21 protein-coding genes are annotated in these 17,046 nt (G+C 73.0%); 13 read left to right on the plus strand and 8 right to left on the minus strand.

From position 1 onward, the window contains the following. Positions 1-14: 14 nt before the first annotated feature. The 3 genes from ACIQH8_RS03220 to ACIQH8_RS03230 are packed head-to-tail and all read right to left on the minus strand — an operon-like array spanning position 15 to position 2,457. A complete protein-coding gene (locus tag ACIQH8_RS03220; protein ID WP_400994691.1) occupies positions 15-422 on the minus strand; it encodes a VOC family protein in 408 nt (135 codons plus the stop codon). After that, positions 419-1,963 (minus strand): ATP-dependent DNA ligase, encoded by a 1,545-nt coding sequence (locus tag ACIQH8_RS03225; RefSeq protein ID WP_400994694.1) that lies wholly within the window; start codon positions 1,961-1,963, stop codon positions 419-421. Before ACIQH8_RS03225 ends, ACIQH8_RS03220 begins: the two co-directional genes overlap by 4 nt. Before the next feature lie 53 nt (positions 1,964-2,016). After that, positions 2,017-2,457 (minus strand): VOC family protein, encoded by a 441-nt coding sequence (locus tag ACIQH8_RS03230; protein WP_400994696.1) that lies wholly within the window; start codon positions 2,455-2,457, stop codon positions 2,017-2,019. A 124-nt stretch (positions 2,458-2,581) separates the two neighbouring features. Here ACIQH8_RS03230 and ACIQH8_RS03235 point away from each other — a divergent pair, with 124 nt between their 5' ends. The 10 genes from ACIQH8_RS03235 (at position 2,582) to ACIQH8_RS03280 (ending at position 10,398) form a co-directional block, all read left to right on the plus strand. Then, complete coding sequence (locus tag ACIQH8_RS03235) at positions 2,582-3,067, plus strand: DUF3806 domain-containing protein (RefSeq protein WP_400994698.1); 486 nt, start codon at positions 2,582-2,584, stop codon at positions 3,065-3,067. Positions 3,068-3,188: 121 nt separating this feature from the next. Then, positions 3,189-3,914 carry a hemerythrin domain-containing protein gene (locus ACIQH8_RS03240; RefSeq protein WP_400994700.1) on the plus strand — a complete coding sequence of 242 codons (726 nt, stop codon included), beginning with the start codon at positions 3,189-3,191 and terminating at the stop codon, positions 3,912-3,914. Positions 3,915-3,966: 52 nt separating this feature from the next. Beyond that, on the plus strand, positions 3,967-4,686 hold the full coding sequence (locus ACIQH8_RS03245; protein WP_400994703.1) for a GntR family transcriptional regulator: 720 nt from the start codon (positions 3,967-3,969) through the stop codon (positions 4,684-4,686). Between the two features lie 9 nt (positions 4,687-4,695). Continuing rightward, positions 4,696-5,718, plus strand: coding sequence for a 1-aminocyclopropane-1-carboxylate deaminase (locus ACIQH8_RS03250; protein WP_400994705.1), 1,023 nt, complete (start codon positions 4,696-4,698; stop codon positions 5,716-5,718). A gap of 186 nt (positions 5,719-5,904) precedes the next feature. Then, the gene (locus tag ACIQH8_RS03255; protein ID WP_400994708.1) at positions 5,905-6,222 is read left to right on the plus strand and encodes a hypothetical protein; all 318 of its coding nucleotides are present in this window, start codon (positions 5,905-5,907) and stop codon (positions 6,220-6,222) included. Between the two features lie 67 nt (positions 6,223-6,289). Continuing rightward, complete coding sequence (locus ACIQH8_RS03260; RefSeq protein ID WP_400994710.1) at positions 6,290-6,706, plus strand: hypothetical protein; 417 nt, start codon at positions 6,290-6,292, stop codon at positions 6,704-6,706. A gap of 35 nt (positions 6,707-6,741) precedes the next feature. Next, positions 6,742-7,629, plus strand: coding sequence for a 3-methyladenine DNA glycosylase (locus tag ACIQH8_RS03265; RefSeq protein ID WP_400994712.1), 888 nt, complete (start codon positions 6,742-6,744; stop codon positions 7,627-7,629). A gap of 111 nt (positions 7,630-7,740) precedes the next feature. Next, positions 7,741-8,565 (plus strand): VOC family protein, encoded by an 825-nt coding sequence (locus ACIQH8_RS03270; RefSeq protein WP_400994714.1) that lies wholly within the window; start codon positions 7,741-7,743, stop codon positions 8,563-8,565. A 2-nt stretch (positions 8,566-8,567) separates the two neighbouring features. Next, positions 8,568-9,521, plus strand: coding sequence for an NAD(P)/FAD-dependent oxidoreductase (locus ACIQH8_RS03275; protein WP_400994717.1), 954 nt, complete (start codon positions 8,568-8,570; stop codon positions 9,519-9,521). Between the two features lie 88 nt (positions 9,522-9,609). Further along, a complete protein-coding gene (locus tag ACIQH8_RS03280; protein ID WP_400994720.1) occupies positions 9,610-10,398 on the plus strand; it encodes a DUF2306 domain-containing protein in 789 nt (262 codons plus the stop codon). Here the strand turns inward: ACIQH8_RS03280 and ACIQH8_RS03285 are convergent. The 5 genes from ACIQH8_RS03285 to ACIQH8_RS03305 form a co-directional block, all read right to left on the minus strand. Further along, complete coding sequence (locus tag ACIQH8_RS03285; RefSeq protein ID WP_400994722.1) at positions 10,376-10,852, minus strand: GNAT family N-acetyltransferase; 477 nt, start codon at positions 10,850-10,852, stop codon at positions 10,376-10,378. The two genes, ACIQH8_RS03280 and ACIQH8_RS03285, sit on opposite strands and share 23 nt — an antisense overlap. A gap of 70 nt (positions 10,853-10,922) precedes the next feature. Then, positions 10,923-12,263, minus strand: a complete 1,341-nt coding sequence (locus ACIQH8_RS03290) for a serine hydrolase domain-containing protein (protein WP_400994724.1) — start codon at positions 12,261-12,263, stop codon at positions 10,923-10,925. Positions 12,264-12,360: 97 nt separating this feature from the next. Then, positions 12,361-12,792 (minus strand): hypothetical protein, encoded by a 432-nt coding sequence (locus tag ACIQH8_RS03295; protein WP_400994727.1) that lies wholly within the window; start codon positions 12,790-12,792, stop codon positions 12,361-12,363. 7 nt (positions 12,793-12,799) lie between these two features. Next, positions 12,800-13,678, minus strand: a complete 879-nt coding sequence (locus tag ACIQH8_RS03300) for a DNA-formamidopyrimidine glycosylase family protein (RefSeq protein WP_400994729.1) — start codon at positions 13,676-13,678, stop codon at positions 12,800-12,802. A 103-nt stretch (positions 13,679-13,781) separates the two neighbouring features. Further along, complete coding sequence (locus tag ACIQH8_RS03305) at positions 13,782-14,510, minus strand: hypothetical protein (RefSeq protein ID WP_400994731.1); 729 nt, start codon at positions 14,508-14,510, stop codon at positions 13,782-13,784. 178 nt (positions 14,511-14,688) lie between these two features. Here ACIQH8_RS03305 and ACIQH8_RS03310 point away from each other — a divergent pair, with 178 nt between their 5' ends. The 3 genes from ACIQH8_RS03310 to ACIQH8_RS03320 all read left to right on the plus strand — a co-directional run bounded on the left by ACIQH8_RS03310 (position 14,689) and on the right by ACIQH8_RS03320 (position 17,033). Next, positions 14,689-15,297: a TetR family transcriptional regulator gene (locus ACIQH8_RS03310; protein WP_400994733.1), complete on the plus strand. Its 609-nt coding sequence runs from the start codon at positions 14,689-14,691 to the stop codon at positions 15,295-15,297. Then, positions 15,294-16,571 carry a glycosyltransferase gene (locus tag ACIQH8_RS03315; protein ID WP_400994735.1) on the plus strand — a complete coding sequence of 426 codons (1,278 nt, stop codon included), beginning with the start codon at positions 15,294-15,296 and terminating at the stop codon, positions 16,569-16,571. Before ACIQH8_RS03310 ends, ACIQH8_RS03315 begins: the two co-directional genes overlap by 4 nt. 69 nt (positions 16,572-16,640) lie before the next feature. Then, a complete protein-coding gene (locus ACIQH8_RS03320) occupies positions 16,641-17,033 on the plus strand; it encodes a nuclear transport factor 2 family protein (protein ID WP_400994737.1) in 393 nt (130 codons plus the stop codon). Positions 17,034-17,046 lie beyond the last annotated feature (13 nt).

Below are 17,046 nucleotides of genomic sequence, written 5' to 3' on the forward strand. Positions count from 1 at the left end.
GGGCGGCGGCCCGGTCAGTCGAGCTCCTGGAAGATCGTGAGCTGCAGGCCGGCCGGCCCGCGCAGGCGGGCGTTGACCGAGCGCCACGGGGTCTCACGAGCGGATGCCTCGAGTTCGGCGCCCGCGTCGACGAGCTCGTCGGTCACGGCAGCCGTGTCGTCGACCTCGAACGCGACCCGGATGCGGTCGCTGCGGCCGCCGTCGGTCTCGACGCGGTCGATGAACTCGACCTGCGCCGGGTTCGAGAGTTCGAGCGTCGCCCGACCGGCGTCGAGGATGCGCACCTCGGCGCCGCCGTCACCGCTGTAGGACTCCTGTTCGGGCATGCCGAGCACGTCGCGGAAGAACGCGAGCGCCGCCTCGAAGTCCTCGGCTTCCACCACGAGCCGCAACTGCCGCACCCGCCCGCTGCCGTGCGTCATGCCGTTCCCCCTTCGTCGCCGCCGCGGAGCAACGCCCGCAACGCCTGGATCGTGTCGGTCTCGCCCGGCGCCTTGTCGGGCCGGTACCCCTTGACGCGCGCGAAGCGCAGCGCGATGCCGCCCGGGTACCGGCTCGAGCGCTGCACGCCGTCGATCGCGATCTCGACCACCGTGATCGGCGACACGAAGACCGTGCTCGCCGTGCGCCGGGTCTCGATCTCGGGGAATCGCTCGGTCTGGAACCGCAGCAGCTCGTCGGTGAGCCCCTTGAAGGTCTTGCCGACCATCACGAACCCACCGGGCTCGACGAACTCGCCCTCGGCATCGCGAGCGCCGAGGTGCAGGTTCGACAGCCAGCCGGTGCGGCGCCCGGACCCCCACTCGGCGGCGAGCACCACGAGGTCGTAGGTCAGCACGGGCTTGACCTTGATCCAGCTCGCGCCGCGCCGGCCGGCGGCATACGGCGCGCCGATGCCCTTGACCACCACACCCTCGTGCCCGGCGGCCAGCGCGTCGCGCGCGACGCGCTCGGCGGCGTCGGCGTCGGCCGTGACCTCGCCCGGGATGCGGTGCTCCCCCGCGACCCGCTCGAGCTCGGCGAGACGCGTCGCGAGCGGCTCGTCGATGAGGTCGCGCCCGTCGACGTGCAGCACGTCGAAGAACCACGGATGCAGCAGCACCTCGCGCGCCGCCTCGGCGCCGAAGCGCGACATCGTGTCCTGGAAGGGCCGCGGTGCGCCGCCCTCGTCGAGCGCGAGCGTCTCGCCGTCGAGGATGAGCTCGCTCGCGGGGAAGCCGCGCACGACGTCGACCACTTCGGGCACGCGATGCGTGATGTCGGCGAGGTTCCGCGTGAAGACGCGCACGTCGTCGCCCGACCGGTGCACCTGGATGCGCGCCCCGTCGAGCTTGAACTCCACGGATGCCTCGCCCACCTGCTCGAGCGCGGCGGCCGCGCTCGGCGCGGTGCCGGCGAGCATCGGCATCACGGGCCGGCCGACCCGGAGCCCGACGGCCTCGAGGTCGCCGGGTGCGCCCGTGAGCGCGATCCGCGCGGTCTGGCCGAGATCGCCCGACAGCATCGCGGCTCGTCGCACGACCTCGCCCGGCCGCTCGGCGGCGCGCGCGATCGCGTCGGTCAACACACCCTCGAGGGCGCCCGTGCGCAGCTCGCCGAGGATCACGCGTGAGACGAAGTCCTGCTCGCGTTGCGTCGCACGGGCGCCGAGGTCGGCGAGCACGCGCGCCCGCTCCGCGGTCGACCCCGACCCGACCGCGCCAGCCAGTCGGTCGAGCGCGTCGTCGACGTCGAGGACCGTGAGCGTCGCGGAATCCGCCGCCTCGCCCATGCCGCCCTGCAGCGTGCGCCACCCGACGCCGACCCGGCCCTGCCGGGGCTTCGCGGTCAGGAAGCCGACGGCGGGCACGATCTCGTCGGGCGCGAGCCCCGCGAGCAGGCCCGCGAGCGCGTCGACCTTCGCGAGCCGCGACCGCGTGGACGCGACCCGCTCGACCGTCGTCACGACCTCGCCGAGCAGCACCCGATCATCCTCGCACCGTCCGCCGACAGTGGCGCGCCGCGGTTCCGCCTGTGTCAGCCCGCAGGCGTCATCGCGCTCGTCCCGTCGGAGAGCACCGGCGAGATGAGCCCGAACCCGTTGCCATCGGGGTCGATGAGGTAGCCCACTCGGCCGACGCCTTGCATGTCTTCTGCGGGGAGCATCTCGGTCGCGCCGAGTTCGACGGCGCGACGCATCACGTCGTCGATGCTGCCGTCGACCCCGATGACGAGGTTGCAGCCGTTCACGGGCGCACCGATCTCGGGCGCGGGCCCGTCGCGCTGGGTCAGGCCGCCGTTGATGCCCATGCCGGGCTGCCCCGACACGTTCCCGATGGCACCCTCGCCCGTGTCGATCGTCCAGTACGGCATGTCGCCGAACTGCGTGAAGCGCCAGCCGAGCAGGTCGCCGTAGAAGTCGACGAGCCGCTGCGGCTCGGTGGCGTGGATCTCGAAGTGCACGACCAGGTTGGCCATCGTTCCCCCTCGGATGCGACGCACCGAGCGGATGCCGGCGCGGATGCGCGACACGCTACGCCGCGGCGACGACATCCGTCACCCCTCGCACGGAGTCGTCGGCCGTTCGGGGGAGAATCGTCGGGTGCCCCTCTTCTCGCGCCGGACCGTCCCGGTCGACGACGCGCCGCCGATGCCGCGGCTCGTCGAGATCGGCGAGCCCGAGCGCGACTGGATCGACGCGCACGTCGCGCTCGTGTCAGACGCCGGGGCCGACCCCGACGACCTCGCGCAGGTGCGTGCGCTCTACGAGCGCTGGTCGGCCGGATGGCGCCGCATCAACCCGCCCGAACGCGACGACCCGGCGATCATGGTCAACGCCCTCGGCACCGCATTCGGCGACTACGTCGCTCGGCGCACGGGCCTGTCGTGGCGGCTCGCCGAGCACGCGCACGGGCTCGAGCTGGCGCTGTACCAGCCGCGCGGCCACGTGCTGCTGCACCCGATCGGCATCATCGACGAGCGGTGGCGCGCCGAGGAGCCGTCCGGGGCGTTCCTCGTCGAGACCGCTGAGCGCCTGACGCAGGCGCGCCGGCTCGCACACGGCGAGGGCGGCGGCCGACGGCGCTGATCGCGCTCGCCCCCCGGACTGGGCTGTTCCGCACCCTTGTCGGCCGAACGCACGAGGGATAGCGTCGCGCTCGAGGGCGCCGCGCGCTTCGACGCAGCGCGATCATCTGGGGGATGGTCCGATGTCCGACTTCTTCACCATGCAGGCCGGCGAGACCGCCGCGCCCGTTCCCGACGGGCCGGTCCTCTGCCAGGCGACACCCGCGATGCGCCGGATCCACCGGGTCTTCCTGTGGTCCTACGACGAGGCTCCGGGCCTGGTCCGGTCGGCGGCGGACGGCGATGCCGAACGCTCCCGCTACGTCGGCGAGGTGCTCGGCAACTTCGACAAGCTCCTGCACGTGCATCACGAGGGCGAGGACCTCTACATGTACCCGCAGCTCGGTGAGCGCGCGCCGGGCTGCGCGCTGCACATCGCGCAGATGCTGGCGCAGCACGAAGAGGTCAAGCAGATGCTCGACGAGCTCGCACCGGTCCGAGAGCGCTGGCGCGAGACCGCCGACGCCGAGCTCGGCGAGCAGCTCGCGACGAGCTACGAGGCGCTCTCGGCGACGCTCAAGGTGCACCTGCGCCGCGAGGTGACCGAGGTCACGCCGGCGGTCGAGAAGGTGCTCACCGAGGAGGAGTTCGAGAAGCTCTCGAGCCACGGCGTCGACGCGTTCGAGAAGAAGGTGGTGCTCGCGTACCTCGGGATGATCCTCGCCACGAACCCGCCCGAGGAGCAGCGGGCGTTCATCATGGACATCCCGCTGCCGATCCGGATGGCGTACAAGCTGGTCGGCAAGCGCCTCTATCGCACGCAGTACGCGACCCTGTTCCCCGGCCGCGAGATCCCGAAGACGATCTGACGGGGCGAGCCCCCGCTTGACGGATGGCGCGCCATTCGCTGCAATATATTGCATGCCGCTGATCGCCCGCACCGAGCGCCCGAAGTCGATGCGCGACCACGCGTACACGCACCTGCGCGACGCGATCGTCTCGGGCGAGCTCGCACCCGGCGAGCGCCTGCGCGATCCCGAGCTCGAGGCGTGGCTCGGCGTGAGCCGCACGCCGATCCGCGAGGCCATCGCCCGACTCGAAGCCGCGGGTCTCGTGCAGACCCGACGTGCGAAGCAGACCGTGGTCGCGCCGCTCGACGCCCGCACCGCACTCGCGGCGCAGCGCATCGCGGCGACCCTGCACGCCATGGCGGTGCGCGACGCCGTCCCGCAGCTCACCGCGGCCGACCTCGAGGCCATGAGCAACGCCAACGCCGCCTTCGCGAAGGCACTCCGCCTCGACGACGTCGACGCCGCCCTCGCCGCCGACGACGCGTTCCACGGCGTCGCGGTGCAGGCGTGCGCCAACCCGCTGCTGCCCGGTCTGCTCGAGCAGGTCACGCCACTGCTCCGCCGGCTCGAGCGCGCCCGGTTCGGTTCGCTCGCCGGACGCGGCTCGGTCGCCGACCACGACCGAATCATCGAACTCTGCGCCGCCGGTCTCGCCGACGAGGCCGCCGCCGCCACCCACGACAACTGGTCGACCCTCGGCCGGTTGCTGCACCTCGACGACGACGACGACGAGACCGCCACCGACGGCGACGCGGGCGACCCCGCGGCATCCGTCACCCCCACCCCCTGAAGGAGCACCATGGCCCTCGCCGACTTCCCCCGTCATCAGCTGACGTTCGGGCCGAGCCCGATCCATCCCGTCGACCGCCTGAGCGCCCACCTCGGCGGCGCCCGGGTCTGGATGAAGCGCGAGGACGTGAACTCCGGCCTCGCGTTCGGCGGCAACAAGACCCGGAAGCTCGAGTACCTCGTGCCCGACGCGCTCGCGAAGGGCGCCGACACGCTCGTCTCGATCGGCGGCGTGCAGTCGAACCACACCCGCCAGGTCGCGGCGGTCGCGGCGCACCTCGGCATGAAGGCCGTGCTCGTGCAGGAGCACTGGGTCGACTGGCCCGACTCGGTGAACGACCGCGTCGGCAACATCCTGCTCTCACGGCTCATGGGCGCCGACGTGCGCCTCTCGCCGGCCGGATTCAGCATCGGATTCCGCGACTCATGGAAGCAGGCGATCGCGGATGTCGAGGCCGCGGGCGGCACGCCGTACGCGATCCCCGCCGGCGCGTCCGATCACCCGCTCGGCGGTCACGGCTTCGCGAACTGGGCGCACGAGGTCGCGGCGCAGGAGGCCGAGCTCGGCGTCTTCTTCGACACCGTCGTGGTGTGCTCGGTCACGGGCTCGACCCACGCCGGCATGATCGCGGGATTCGCCGACCTCGAGCACAACTTCGGCGGGCGTCCGCGCCGGGTGATCGGCATCGACGCGTCGGCGAAGATCGACGAGACCCGCGACCAGGTGGCGCGCATCGCGCGGAACACGGCCGCGACGATCGGGGTCGGGCGCGAGCTGCGCGACGACGAGATCACGGTGCTCGAGGGCTGGGCGGGCGACCTGTACGGCATCCCGGTCGAGTCGACCGACGAGGCGATGCGGCTCACGGGCCGCCTCGAGGGCGTCATCCTCGACCCGGTCTACGAGGGCAAGTCGATGGCCGGCCTCATCTCGCTCGTCTCCTCCGGCGAGATCCCGACGGACTCGAACGTCCTCTACGCGCACCTCGGCGGCCAGCCGGCGATCAACGCGTACAGCGGCCGCTACCACTGACCGCCTGCCTCCCTCACCCCCGATTCACAGGAGTTCCGCCGATGTGCAGGACGGTTTCGCGTCATCCGTCCTGCACATCGCGGATCCTCCTGTGAACCGGCGGGGAGCACTCGGCGGCCGGCACCGTGGCGGCCGCGACGCGAGGGGGCGAGGGCGGATGTCGCGGGGCGGCGCTAGGGTCGGCCCATGGATGCACGCACCCGCGGGCGTGAGCGGCTCGCCGAGGTCGCGTCCGAGCTGATCGTGCGGCCGGATGTCTCGGTGGGGCGCATGTTCGGCTCCGAGGGATACTCGGTGCGCGGCAAGCTGTTCGCATTCGTCGAGCGCGGCGGCGACCTGGTCGTGAAGCTCCCCGAGGAGCGCATCGCCGAGCTCACCCTGGCGCCGATGGTCATGCGCGGCCGGCCCATGCGCGAGTGGGCGGTGGTCCCGTTCGAACGCGACGACGAGTGGGGCGGCATCGCGGGCGAGGCGTTGGGCTTCGTCGACGAGATCACGCCCTGACCTGGGGCGAGATCACTCCCTGATCGGGGGCCTTGTCGCTCCATGTTGGCAGTGGAAGCATGTGCGCATGCGACTCGTGGGGGCGATCGGGCTCGCCCAGCTCGTGTTCGGCGTACTCGGTCTCCGGAAGGCCTACGCCGAGGGGCGATCCGGCGACGTGCCGGGCTTCCCCGTGCGTTCGGCCGACGAGATGCGGCGCCGGCACTGGATCGAGGGCACCGAGCTGTCGGCCCCCACCGTCATGCTGCTCGTGCAGGCATTCGCGAGTCTCGCGCTGCTGTTCTCCCGGCGCCCGCCCGTCGTCGCGGCACGTACGCTCGGCGTGCTCGGCGCGATCATGAGCATCGGCTACCCGATCGAGCGGGTGTGGCGCGAGTCGCTCGCCGACCCCGACCCGGAGGTCACGCCGCTGACCGTCGGCGGGTTCCTGCTCGCGCTGAAGATGGCGATCCTCGGTTGGTCGGCCGGCCGCGGCCGCCGCTGACGCGAATCCCCAGCCTCTGCGCCTATCCTCGACGGGTGACCTCGATCGCCCCCGCCCGCGACGCCGTCGTGCTCGACGCGGACGACTGGCACGGGCGCGAGCGGGCGCACGCCGAACGGGCCGACACCCTCACGGCGGGTCACCGGGCGCGGAAGGCGCGAGGCGAGCGGCATCCGATCGAGGACTTCCTCTTCACGTACTACTCGTACTCCCCCGCGCTGCTGCGCCGCTGGCACCCGGGCGCGGGCGTCGAACTGGCGGATGCCGCGGGCACGCCGCGCGCCGCCTGGCGCTGGTACACGGCCGGCGCGTCCGAGCGCGCGCTGCGCGTGGACGCCGACGGCATGCGCGCCGAGAAGGGCGCGATGCTCGGCCTCGTCGAGCGGATGCTTCGGCGGACCGCCGCCCGACCTGCGCAGTTCGGCTGCTTCGGCCTGCACGAGTGGGCGATGGTGTACCGGCAGGGCGAGCACCGCCATCCGGTACCCCTGCGACTCGGCCAGGCGGCGACCGACGAGGTCGTCGAGGCGCAGGAGCTCCGCTGCACGCACATCGACGCGTACCGGTTCTTCACGCCCGACGCGATACCGCGCAACCGCTTCGCGCCGACCCGCGAGTCCCAGCCCGAGGTCGAGCAGCCGGGGTGCCTCCACGCGAACATGGACGTCTACAAGTGGGCGGTCAAGCTCGGCCCCCTCGTGCCGGGCGAGCTGCTGCTCGACGCGTTCGAGCTCGCACGCGACATCCGGTATCTCGACATGCAGGCCTCGCCCTACGACATGGAACCGTGGGGCGGCGAACCGGTGCGCATCGAGACCGCGGCAGGCAAGGCGGAGTACGTGCGCCGACAGCGCGAGTTCGCCGAGCGCGCGAACGCGCTGCGCGCGCACATCCTCGAAGGCCTGCCCGGATCTCCCGCGTAGCGGCACGGTCGACCGCGCTGCCTGTCGGAGCGACGACCCCGGTGCTAGCATCCGGAAGCGCCACCTTCCGCCGGCGGCGCCACCGTTCCGACGCTCCGACTGGAGGCCTGCATGCCCGGATCAGATGACCTCGTCGCCGGAGCGCCGGCCTGGGTCGACCTGACCACGACCGACCTCGACGGCGCGGTCGAGTTCTACACGAACGTCTTCGGCTGGACCGCCGATCGCAGCACCGACGAGCGGTACGGCGGCTACACGACCTTCCGTCGCGACGGCGAGCGCGTCGCCGGCGCGGGCAGCCGGTCGGATGACGACCCGTCGCCGCCGCACTGGAACGTCTACCTGCTGACCTGGAACGCGGCGGCGACGACCGAGCGCATCGCCGAGGCCGGCGGCACGGTGCTGTTCGAGCCGATCGACATCCCCGACATGGGCGTGATGGGGCTCGCGATCGACGCGACGGGCGCGGTCGTCGGCTACTGGCAGCCGGGCGGGCTGCCCGGCTTCGACGCGTTCGACGAGACCGGGGCGGCCACCCGCTTCGAGCTCGCCGCGAGCGACTTCGACGCGGCGGAGCGGTTCTACGCGCACGCGTTCCACTGGGACATCGAGCACGGGGAGGGCGAGCCGCGCTACGCCGTCTACCGGCACGCCGGCCGCACGTTCGCGAGGATCCTCGACGCGGCCGACCTGCTCGGCGCCGAACTGCCGCCGTCGTGGCACGTCGGGTTCCAGGTGGACGACATCGAGGCGACCGTCGCCCGCGCGGTCGCTGCCGGCGGCACGCTCGTCGTGCCGCCGTGGGACGTTCCGGACGGCCGTCGCGCCGGACTCTCCGACCCGAGCGGCGCGTACTTCGTGGTCGCGTCCCCGACCGCGACGACCTCCGAACCCACCGTGTCGTCGAACTCCGCGACGCCCGAGACGGCCGCGTAGGCATGGCCGCCTGGGACGTCGTGATCGTCGGCGGCGGCAGTGCCGGCCTCTCGGCGGCGCTCATGCTCGGTCGATCACGGCGGAGCGTACTCGTCGTCGACGGCGGCCGACCGCGGAACGCCCCGGCGCAGCACATGCACGGCGTCCTCGGACGCGACCACACGTCCCCGCTCGACCTGCTCGCGGCCGGTCGCGCCGAACTCACGCGCTACGCCGTCGCGGTCGAGTCGGGCGAGGTCGCCGAGGCGGCCGAGATCGAGGCGGATGCCGGTGAGCCGGGCGGCCCGTCGTTCGAGGTCGTGCTCGACTCCGGCGAGCGCCATCTCGCTCGACGTCTGCTCGTCGCCACCGGCCTCCGCGACGAGCTGCCCGACATCCCCGGGCTCGCTGAGCAGTGGGGCCGCGGCGTCGTGCTCTGCCCGTACTGCGACGGGTGGGAGGTGCGCGATCGGCGGATCGTCGTGATCGCCTCGGGCGCGGCGAACACCCACCAGGCGCAGCTCATGCGCCAGCTCTCGGCCGACGTGGTGTTCTGCACGCAGGGCGCGGTGCTCACCCCGTCGGCGCGTTCCGGGCTCGATGCGCGGGGCATCGTCGTCGAGGACCGCCGCGTGGTCGAGGTGTTCGCCGACGACGGCGGCCGACTCCGCGGCATCCGCCTCGAAGACGGGAGCGAGTGGGAGGCCGATGCCGTGTTCGTCGCGCCGAAGGCCGTGCCGCACGACGACCTGCTGCGCCGCCTGCGTGCGCGGTCGATGCGGCAGGGCGGCGCCGACCTCGTGCTCGTCGACGAGGACGGCCGCACGAGCGTGCGCGGGCTGTACGCCGCGGGAAACGTCGTGGGCGCGAAGTCGTCCGTGCCGTGGGCGATGTCGTCGGGGAGCCTCACGGGTGCCGCGATCAACGCCGACCTCGTCGACGAGGACGTGCGCAACGCGCTCGACGCGCGGAGCTGAACGGCGCCTGCCGGGCTGAGATCCCTCCTCCCGATCCGGGGGTTGTCCGGATACAGGCTCCCGCAGCGGAAGCCCTAGCGTGACGGGCATGACCTCGACTCCGACCGCGATCGCGACCCCGGCGGCGACCGCATCGACCACTCCGCCGGCGCCGCCCGCCACGAACCGGGCGCCGATCGGCGCCCGTCTCGGCTGGGTGTGGATCCTGCTCTCGTCCCTCGGGATCGCGGCCTTCGCCGTCGTGCCGTACCTGACGTCGTCGTTGCCCGCGCTGGCCGAGTCCGGCGCGGGCGGGCTGGCCGACCACTACGCGGGGCAGCCGCCGTTCGTCCTCGTGGCGTTCTACGTCCACATCGTCGCGGGAGGCGTCGCGCTCGTCGCGAGCCCGTTCCAGTTCTGGCGGGGCCTTCGCGACCGGGCACCTCGGGTGCACCGCTGGACGGGACGCGTCGCGCTCGCCGCGATCGGCGTCGCGGGCCTCGCGGGCCTCGCGCTCGCGCCGTTCAGCGCCGCCGGGCTGGTGGGCACCTTCGGCTTCGCGGCGCTCGCCGCGCTGTGGGTGCTGTCCGGATGGCGCGGATACCGCGCCATCCGCCGCGGCGACGTCCCGTCGCACCGGGCCTGGATGATGCGGACGTTCGCCCTGACGTACGCCGCCGTGACGCTGCGGCTCTGGCTGCCGCTGCTGATGTTCGCACAGGTGCCCTTCGCGCTCGCCGCGACGGGGACCTTCGACGCGGATGCCGCTTTCGTCAACGCCTACGCGGCGGTGCCGTTCCTCTGCTGGCTGCCGAACCTGCTCGTCGCGGAGTGGCTCATCCGTCGGCGCGGGCTTCCGTCGTACCGGCTGGCGGTCAGCGGAGCTCGAGCGTCATGAACACGCTGTTCGGGTCGGGCACGTAGTCGGCGAACGGCTCGCACTCGCGGAAGCCGTACTTCGCGTAGAGCGTGCGCGCCGGGCGGAAGAACTCCTCGGAGCCCGTCTCGAGGCTGAGTCGCGCGTACCCGCGGCGCCCCGCCTCGACCAGGACGTGCTCGAGCAGGCGCGCACCGAGCCCGCGGCCGCGAGCCGCGGCATCCGTTCGCATCGACTTCAGCTCGCCGTGGGCCCCGTCGAGCTCCTTCAGCGCAACGCAGCCGAGGAGGTCGTCGCCCTCGCCGATGGTCCAGAACGCGACCTCGGCCACCGAGAGCCCGCCGATGTCGAGCGCGTGCACGCTCTCGGGCGGCGACGTCGCGTACATGTCGGCGAGGTGATCCTCGAGCAGTCGGATGACGCGGGGGTCCGCGAGGTCGGCGGGGTGGATCTCGAGGGCGGGGGCGGTGCTCACCGGTTCATTCTCGCGCGCGGATGTTTCTCGGACGTGACGACGCCCGATCCCGCCGACGCCCGGGCCTGGATCAGCCCAGCGCGTCGATGACCTCGTCGACCAGCCGCACCTCGGAGGGGGTGTGGTCGGCCTCGGGCGTGAAGCCCATGCGCACGACGACGAGTCCCTCCGACGGCACGACGATGACCTTCTGGCCGTCGTGGCCGCTGGCGTAGAACGTGTCCTCGGGCAGCTCGGGCCAGCGGAGCGAGCCGTCGGGCAGCGGGTTGGTGCGCCAGCTCATGGCGTTGCCCGGGTCGTCGGTCTCGGCCGCCTCGGTCGGCGTGAGGCTCTGCGCCATCCACCCCTCGGGCAGCATCCGCTCGCCGTTCCAGACGCCGTCCTGCAGCGCGAACTGACCGACTGCCGCCCAGTCGCGGGGCGTCGCCCACATGTACGACGAGCAGACGGGAGTGCCGGAGGCATCCGCTTCGATCACGGCCGATGAGAGGCCGAGCGGGGCGAGCAGCGCCCGGCGCGGCAGGTCGGCGCCGAGGCCGGTGCGTTCGGCGAGGATGTCGCAGAGCAGCGTCGTGTTTCCGCTCGAGTACTCCTGCACGGTGCCCGGGTCGTGCTCGAGCGGGAGGCTCGCGACGTAGTCGCCCATGTCGGGCTCGAGGTAGAGCATGCGCGTGATCGGCGTGCCGAGGTCGTAGGTCTCGTCCCACTCGAGGCCGCTGGTCTGGCGGAGCAGGTCCTCGACGGTGATGTCGGCGCGCTCGTCGGTCCACTCCGGGCGGAGTCCGTCCTCGTCCAGGGCGACGACGCCCTGTTCGACGAGCACGCCGGTGAGCAGGCTCGTGACGGACTTCGTCATCGACCAGCCGAGTTGCGGGGTCGTCGCGTCGAAGCCGTCGGCGTAGCGCTCGCCGACGAGTTCGCCGTCCTTGACGACCACGACCGCTCGCGTGCCGAGGGCCGCACGCTCGGCCTCGGGCAGGTCGTCCCCGAACGCGGCGGCGATCGCCGCATCGATCGCGGGGTCGACGTCGGGCGCGGGCGCGTCGGTGAACGGGTTCGATCCCGCCTCGATCGACGTCGCCTCGGGGAGGTCCGGACGCTCGTCGGCGAGGGTGCACCCGAAGCCCTCGGTGAACCACGCGCGCTGGTGCGCGAGCTGGCCCAGCAGCGTTGCGGTCGTCGGGTCGCCCGCGCCCTGCACGTCGAGGTAGGGCACGAGCGGGTTCTCGGGGAGGTCGGTCGCCGGGTCCTCGCGACCGGCGACCTCGGTCACGGCGCACGAGTTGTGTGCGGCGTAGCCGGTGCCGGTCAGCAGGATCGGCTGCTGCCAGAGGTACACGCCCGTGAAGGCGGCGATGAGCACGAGGGCGAGGAGGGCGACGACACTGACGGCCCGGCGGAGGAGACGCACGAGCAAGGATCGTAACAGGGCGGACAGGCGTGTCCGGACCGCCCGGATCTGCGCGAGCCCTCCGCGAGCGGCGCGCGCGCAGCGTGCGATCGACCGCTCAGCGACCGAGCAGGTCGTTCAGCCAGCCCGGCCCGGCCACGCGCACGCCGGGCGCGAGTCGAGCCCGCAGGCCGCGGTCGGCCGTGACGACCAGCACCGGCTCCCCCGACGCAGCCAGCCGCGCGGCCTCCTCGACGATGGTGCCGTCGCCATCGGCGGGCGCCCGCACGAGGTCGATCCCCTCGGGGGCGGATGCCGCCTTCGCCGCGCCCTCGACGACGGCGACGATGCGCGAGATCGCGACGTGCGCACCGTCCGGCAGCGTGACCGCGGCTCCGGTCGCGAGCCGCGGCATCCGCTCGAGCAGTCTCGCCGCCGCGCCGGCCCGGTCGCGCCACCAGCCGTCGGGTCGCGAGCCCATGACGTTCGCCACGTCGACCACGACCACGACGGGCGGGGCGGATGCCGCGGCCTCGCGCTCCTCGGTCACCGCGGCGCTACCCCTCCTTGAGCGGCAGGATCTCGCCGCCGGTCTGGCACTCCGGGCAGTACTGCGCGGTCGTGCTCGCGAAGCTGAAGTCGCGGACCTCGCCGCCGCAGCCACCGGGGCAGGGCTCGCCGGCGCGACCGTGCACCTGCATCGCGTCGACCTTCGCCGCCTTCAGGCGGTCGATCGGGATGCCGCTGCGCGCCTCGATCGCGGCGCGGATCGTGCCGGTCGTCGCCTCGTACAGGCGGACGAGCTCGTCGTCGGCGACGGTCGAGGCGTGCGCGACCGGTGAGAGGCGCGCCGCGAAGAGGATCTCGTCGGAGTACGCGTTGCCGATGCCCGCGAGGGATTCCTGCTCCTGCAGGATCGCCTTGAGCTGCTTGCGGCGCCCGGCGACGGCACGGTCGAACTCGTCGCGGGTGAACGCCGGGTCGGCGGGGTCGGGGCCGTGCTTGGCGATCGCCGCGACCTCGGTCGCCTCGTCGACGACCCAGCAGCCGAGCGACACCCATCCGCCGGCGTCCGTCAGCTCGAGGACGGCGCCGTCGTCGAACTCGAGGGCGGCGAGCGTCGGCGGCGGCGGCTCGGCCTCGTCGTCGCGTTCGGCGGCGGCGTGGGCCGCGGCATCCGCCTCACCCGCACGCCAGCGCGCCCAGCCGTGGCGCCCGAGCGAGACGACGAGCAGCTCGGAACCGTCGAGCTCGATCGCGAACAGCTTGCCGTGACGCGTGACGGCGAGCACCCGTTCGCCGACGAGCGTCGTCAGCGGTCGGCTCCGCGTCTTCGTGACACGGAACTCGACGACGTCGACGGCGGAGACGGTGCGCCCGCGCAGCGTCGTCTCGAGTTCGTCGACGAGGGCCTGGACCTCCGGGGATTCCGGCATGCGGCCAGCCTCCCACGACGCGCGGACGGTGCCAACGGTCTACCGACCCGGTCATCCGGGGTTGCGGCCGGACTCGGCCGCACTGGCCGAGCCCCCACCGTGCCTAGTGGGTCGCCGCCCAGTTCTTCAGCGTCGTCAGGCTGATGCCCGAACGCGAGTCCTTCTTGCTGAGCCGCAGTGCCTTCGCGATCTGCGTCGCCGAGCAGCCACCGGCGTCGACGACGGTGACCCCCGCGGACGCCCCGGTGCCGTCAACGAACTTGCCCGACGAGTTCGCGAAGTACCGGCCCGCGGTCGGACGCGAAACGCTGTCGGGCAGCGTGGTCGAGCCGCACGAGTCGGCGCTGTCGGCGACGCCGTCGCGGTCGGAGTCGGATGTGGTCGCGCTGCCGCCCGAGCCTCCGGAGCCGCTGCAGGTGAACGTCCACGTCAGGTCGCTCGGAATCGTGCCGGAAGTGTCGAGGGACCAGCCGAGTCCGTACGTCATGCTGTAGGGAGCGGTAAACTTCATGCCGCTCGTCGCTGGTGCCTCCTCGAAGAAGATCGACGTGCCGGCGGAACCGCTGAGGATGATCAGGTCGCCCGAACGCGCTGGCGACACCGTCACGCCGACGACGTCGCCGGCGTTCAGCGAGATCATCCTGCTGACGTTCTTGGCGGTCACCTTCAGCCCGTTCAGGTCGCCGCACCCGCTGGCGACGCTGGCCGTTGTCGTGCCGCCCCGCTCGGGCTTCGCAGCGGATGCCGGCGCCACGGCCGTGGTGACGGTCAGTAGGACTCCGGCGGCGGTGGCCAGGGTGGCCAGGGCAGTGGTGCGTGCACGTGCTCGCATGGGGGAACCTCGCTCTCCGGTCGCGGCGCCAGGTCTCGACGCCGTGCCCGCCGAACGGGCGTGCGACTCGCCCCCTTGGATACCACACCCCCGCATGGTGGATCCATCGAACACCTGTTCATGGAGCGTTTCCACAGTGCGCTTGCGCTCTACTGTACGACGAGTCAGAATGCTGTACATGCGTACAGCCTCGGTCGTCGACGGCGACCTCACCGCCCGCGCGCGCATCGTCGCCGCGGCGCTCGATCGCTTCGCCGCGCACGGGTACGACGCGGCGACCATGCGCGACATCGCCGCGCGCGCGGGCGTCAGCACCGCGCTCGTCACCCACCACTTCGGCACCAAGCAGGCGCTCCGCGAGGAGTGCGATGCGCGCGTCGCCCGCTTCATCGCCGAGAAGCAGGATGCCGCGCGGCCGGCCGACGTCCTCGGCGAGGTGCTCGGCACGTTCGGCCCCTATCTCGCTCGCATGCTCGGCGACGGCGGCACGGCATCCGACGCCCTCTTCGCGCGACTCGTCGCGGTCGCCCGCGCGTCGGTCGACGAGGGCTCGGCGAGCGGATGGCTCCGCGCCTCGCTCGATCCGGACGCGCAGGCCGCCGCCCTCGTCCTCCTCGGCGTCGCCCCCCTGCTGCTGCTCGACCGGCTGGCGGCCTGGGCCGGCGGCGACCCCGAGGCCGCGCTCGCGCGTCTCGCCGTCCCACTCGCGGAGCTCTACTCCGACGGGATAATCACCGACGACCGGCTGCTCGCCGCAACCGGCCTCGTACCGGAGGAGTCACGATGAAGCTGCTGCTCGTCACCGCGGGATCGCGCGGCGATGTCGAACCGTTCGCCGCGCTCGCACGTCGCGCCGCGGCGAACGGTCACGAGGTCCGCCTGGCGGTGCCCGACAACTCCGGCGCCGACCTGACCGGCCTCGACGTGCGGAGCCTCGAGGCCGACTTCTCCGCCCTGATCGAGTCGCAGGGCGTGTCGCCGCTCGCGGCGATGCGCAACCTCCGCGAGGTCGTGCGGCCGGTGATGCGCGGCGTCATCGTGAACGCCGCGCACGCGGCGCTCGAGTTCCGGCCCGACGTCATCGCCTGGCATCCGAAGGTGCTCTCGGCGCCGGTCGCCGCCGACGCGCTCGGCATCCCGCACGTGCTCGTCGAGCTGGTGCCGGCGATGACGCCGACGCGCGAGTTCCCGGCCGCGGGCACCGTGACGCGCGACTTCGGACCGTTCAACCGGCTGACCTATCGCGCGGCCTCGGCCGCGGCCGGCATGTTCCGCCGCGAGGTCGACGAGGCGGCCGACGTGATGGGCGTCGGGCACCCGCACCCCGCTTCGGCGCCCGCTGCGACGCTGCTGCCGATCAGCCCCGCGATCCTCCCGCGGCCGGCCGACTGGCCCGACTCGGTCTCGCTCACGGGCGCGTGGCGCGCTCCGGCGCGGCCGACGGACCCGACGGATGACACCGGGCCGACGCCGACGACGGCCTCCGGCGACACGGCCGCCGACCCCGCGCTCGCCGACTTCCTCGACGGCGGCCCGTTCGCATACGCCGGCTTCGGCTCGATGGCGGCGGGCGACCCGGTCGAGCGCGGGCGTGCGCTCGTCGGTGCGGCACGGGCGCGCGGCATCCGCCTCCTCGTCGCGACGGGACTGGGCGGCATCGCCGTGCCCGACGAGCTGCGCGGCGACGACGTCTTCGTGTCCCGGGCGGTCGACCACGCCGCCGTGCTCCCCCGCGCGGTCGCGGCGATCCACCACGGCGGCATCGGCACGGTGCAGGCGGCGACCGCGGCGGGCACGGTCTCGATGGTGGTGCCGTTCATCGCCGACCAGCCGTTCTGGGGAGCGACGCTCCAGCGCAGGGGGCTGGCGCCTGCGCCGATCCCGCAGAAGAGGCTGACCGCAGCGCGTCTCGCCGATGCGCTGGGGGCCGCACCGGCGTTCCAGTCGGCCGTGGATGCCGCGGCCGCCCGGATGGCCGACGAGGACGGCGCGGCCGAGGCGGTCGGCGTGCTCGAACGGCTCGTCACCCGGCCGACGAAACCGGCGCTGCGGCATCCGTGACCAGGGTCGAGGGCCGCGACGCTCGCGGCGCCGATTGTGCGCGGCGCCCCGCAAGAGGATGCTGAACCCATGAACGACCGCGAGGAATTCCTGATCTGGGTCAACAACTCGCTCGTGCGGGCCGAGCGCGCGCAGTTCGACGGCGACGCCGCCCCGCGCCGCGCGATCTGGTCGAGCGGCGACGACGTGAGCGTCCTCGGCGCCTGGCGCAACGCCGTCGGCCGCGGCGAACTGCTGGAGGCGTTCGACGCCGTCGCGGCGAGCTTCACGCACTGCACCGACTACGCGTTCGAACTCATCACGTTCGACGTCTCGAGCGACATGGCGTACACGGTCGGCTACGAACGGATCTCGGCCACGAAGGACGGCTCGCCGCACACGGTCACCGTCCGGGCGACGCAGGTCTACCGCCGCGAGGACGGCGAGTGGAAGGTCGTGCACCGGCACGCAGACACGATGTAGCGCGGCGCGCCGG

Source organism: Agromyces sp. GXQ0307 (assembly GCF_044769845.1).
GTDB lineage: Bacteria > Actinomycetota > Actinomycetes > Actinomycetales > Microbacteriaceae > Agromyces.

Bases quoted from the DNA above. Each gene is read 5' to 3' on its own strand.
- ACIQH8_RS03230 (WP_400994696.1), bottom strand. From the start codon at position 2,457: ATGGCCAACCTGGTCGTGCACTTCGAGATCCACGCCACCGAGCCGCAG.
- ACIQH8_RS03220 (WP_400994691.1), bottom strand. From the start codon at position 422: ATGACGCACGGCAGCGGGCGGGTGCGGCAGTTGCGGCTCGTGGTGGAA.
- ACIQH8_RS03255 (WP_400994708.1), top strand. From the start codon at position 5,905: ATGGATGCACGCACCCGCGGGCGTGAGCGGCTCGCCGAGGTCGCGTCC.
- ACIQH8_RS03305 (WP_400994731.1), bottom strand. From the start codon at position 14,510: ATGCGAGCACGTGCACGCACCACTGCCCTGGCCACCCTGGCCACCGCC.
- ACIQH8_RS03240 (WP_400994700.1), top strand. From the start codon at position 3,189: ATGTCCGACTTCTTCACCATGCAGGCCGGCGAGACCGCCGCGCCCGTT.
- ACIQH8_RS03250 (WP_400994705.1), top strand. From the start codon at position 4,696: ATGGCCCTCGCCGACTTCCCCCGTCATCAGCTGACGTTCGGGCCGAGC.
- ACIQH8_RS03245 (WP_400994703.1), top strand. From the start codon at position 3,967: ATGCCGCTGATCGCCCGCACCGAGCGCCCGAAGTCGATGCGCGACCAC.
- ACIQH8_RS03320 (WP_400994737.1), top strand. From the start codon at position 16,641: ATGAACGACCGCGAGGAATTCCTGATCTGGGTCAACAACTCGCTCGTG.
- ACIQH8_RS03275 (WP_400994717.1), top strand. From the start codon at position 8,568: ATGGCCGCCTGGGACGTCGTGATCGTCGGCGGCGGCAGTGCCGGCCTC.
- ACIQH8_RS03315 (WP_400994735.1), top strand. From the start codon at position 15,294: ATGAAGCTGCTGCTCGTCACCGCGGGATCGCGCGGCGATGTCGAACCG.
- ACIQH8_RS03280 (WP_400994720.1), top strand. From the start codon at position 9,610: ATGACCTCGACTCCGACCGCGATCGCGACCCCGGCGGCGACCGCATCG.
- ACIQH8_RS03270 (WP_400994714.1), top strand. From the start codon at position 7,741: ATGCCCGGATCAGATGACCTCGTCGCCGGAGCGCCGGCCTGGGTCGAC.
- ACIQH8_RS03300 (WP_400994729.1), bottom strand. From the start codon at position 13,678: ATGCCGGAATCCCCGGAGGTCCAGGCCCTCGTCGACGAACTCGAGACG.
- ACIQH8_RS03310 (WP_400994733.1), top strand. From the start codon at position 14,689: ATGCGTACAGCCTCGGTCGTCGACGGCGACCTCACCGCCCGCGCGCGC.
- ACIQH8_RS03260 (WP_400994710.1), top strand. From the start codon at position 6,290: ATGCGACTCGTGGGGGCGATCGGGCTCGCCCAGCTCGTGTTCGGCGTA.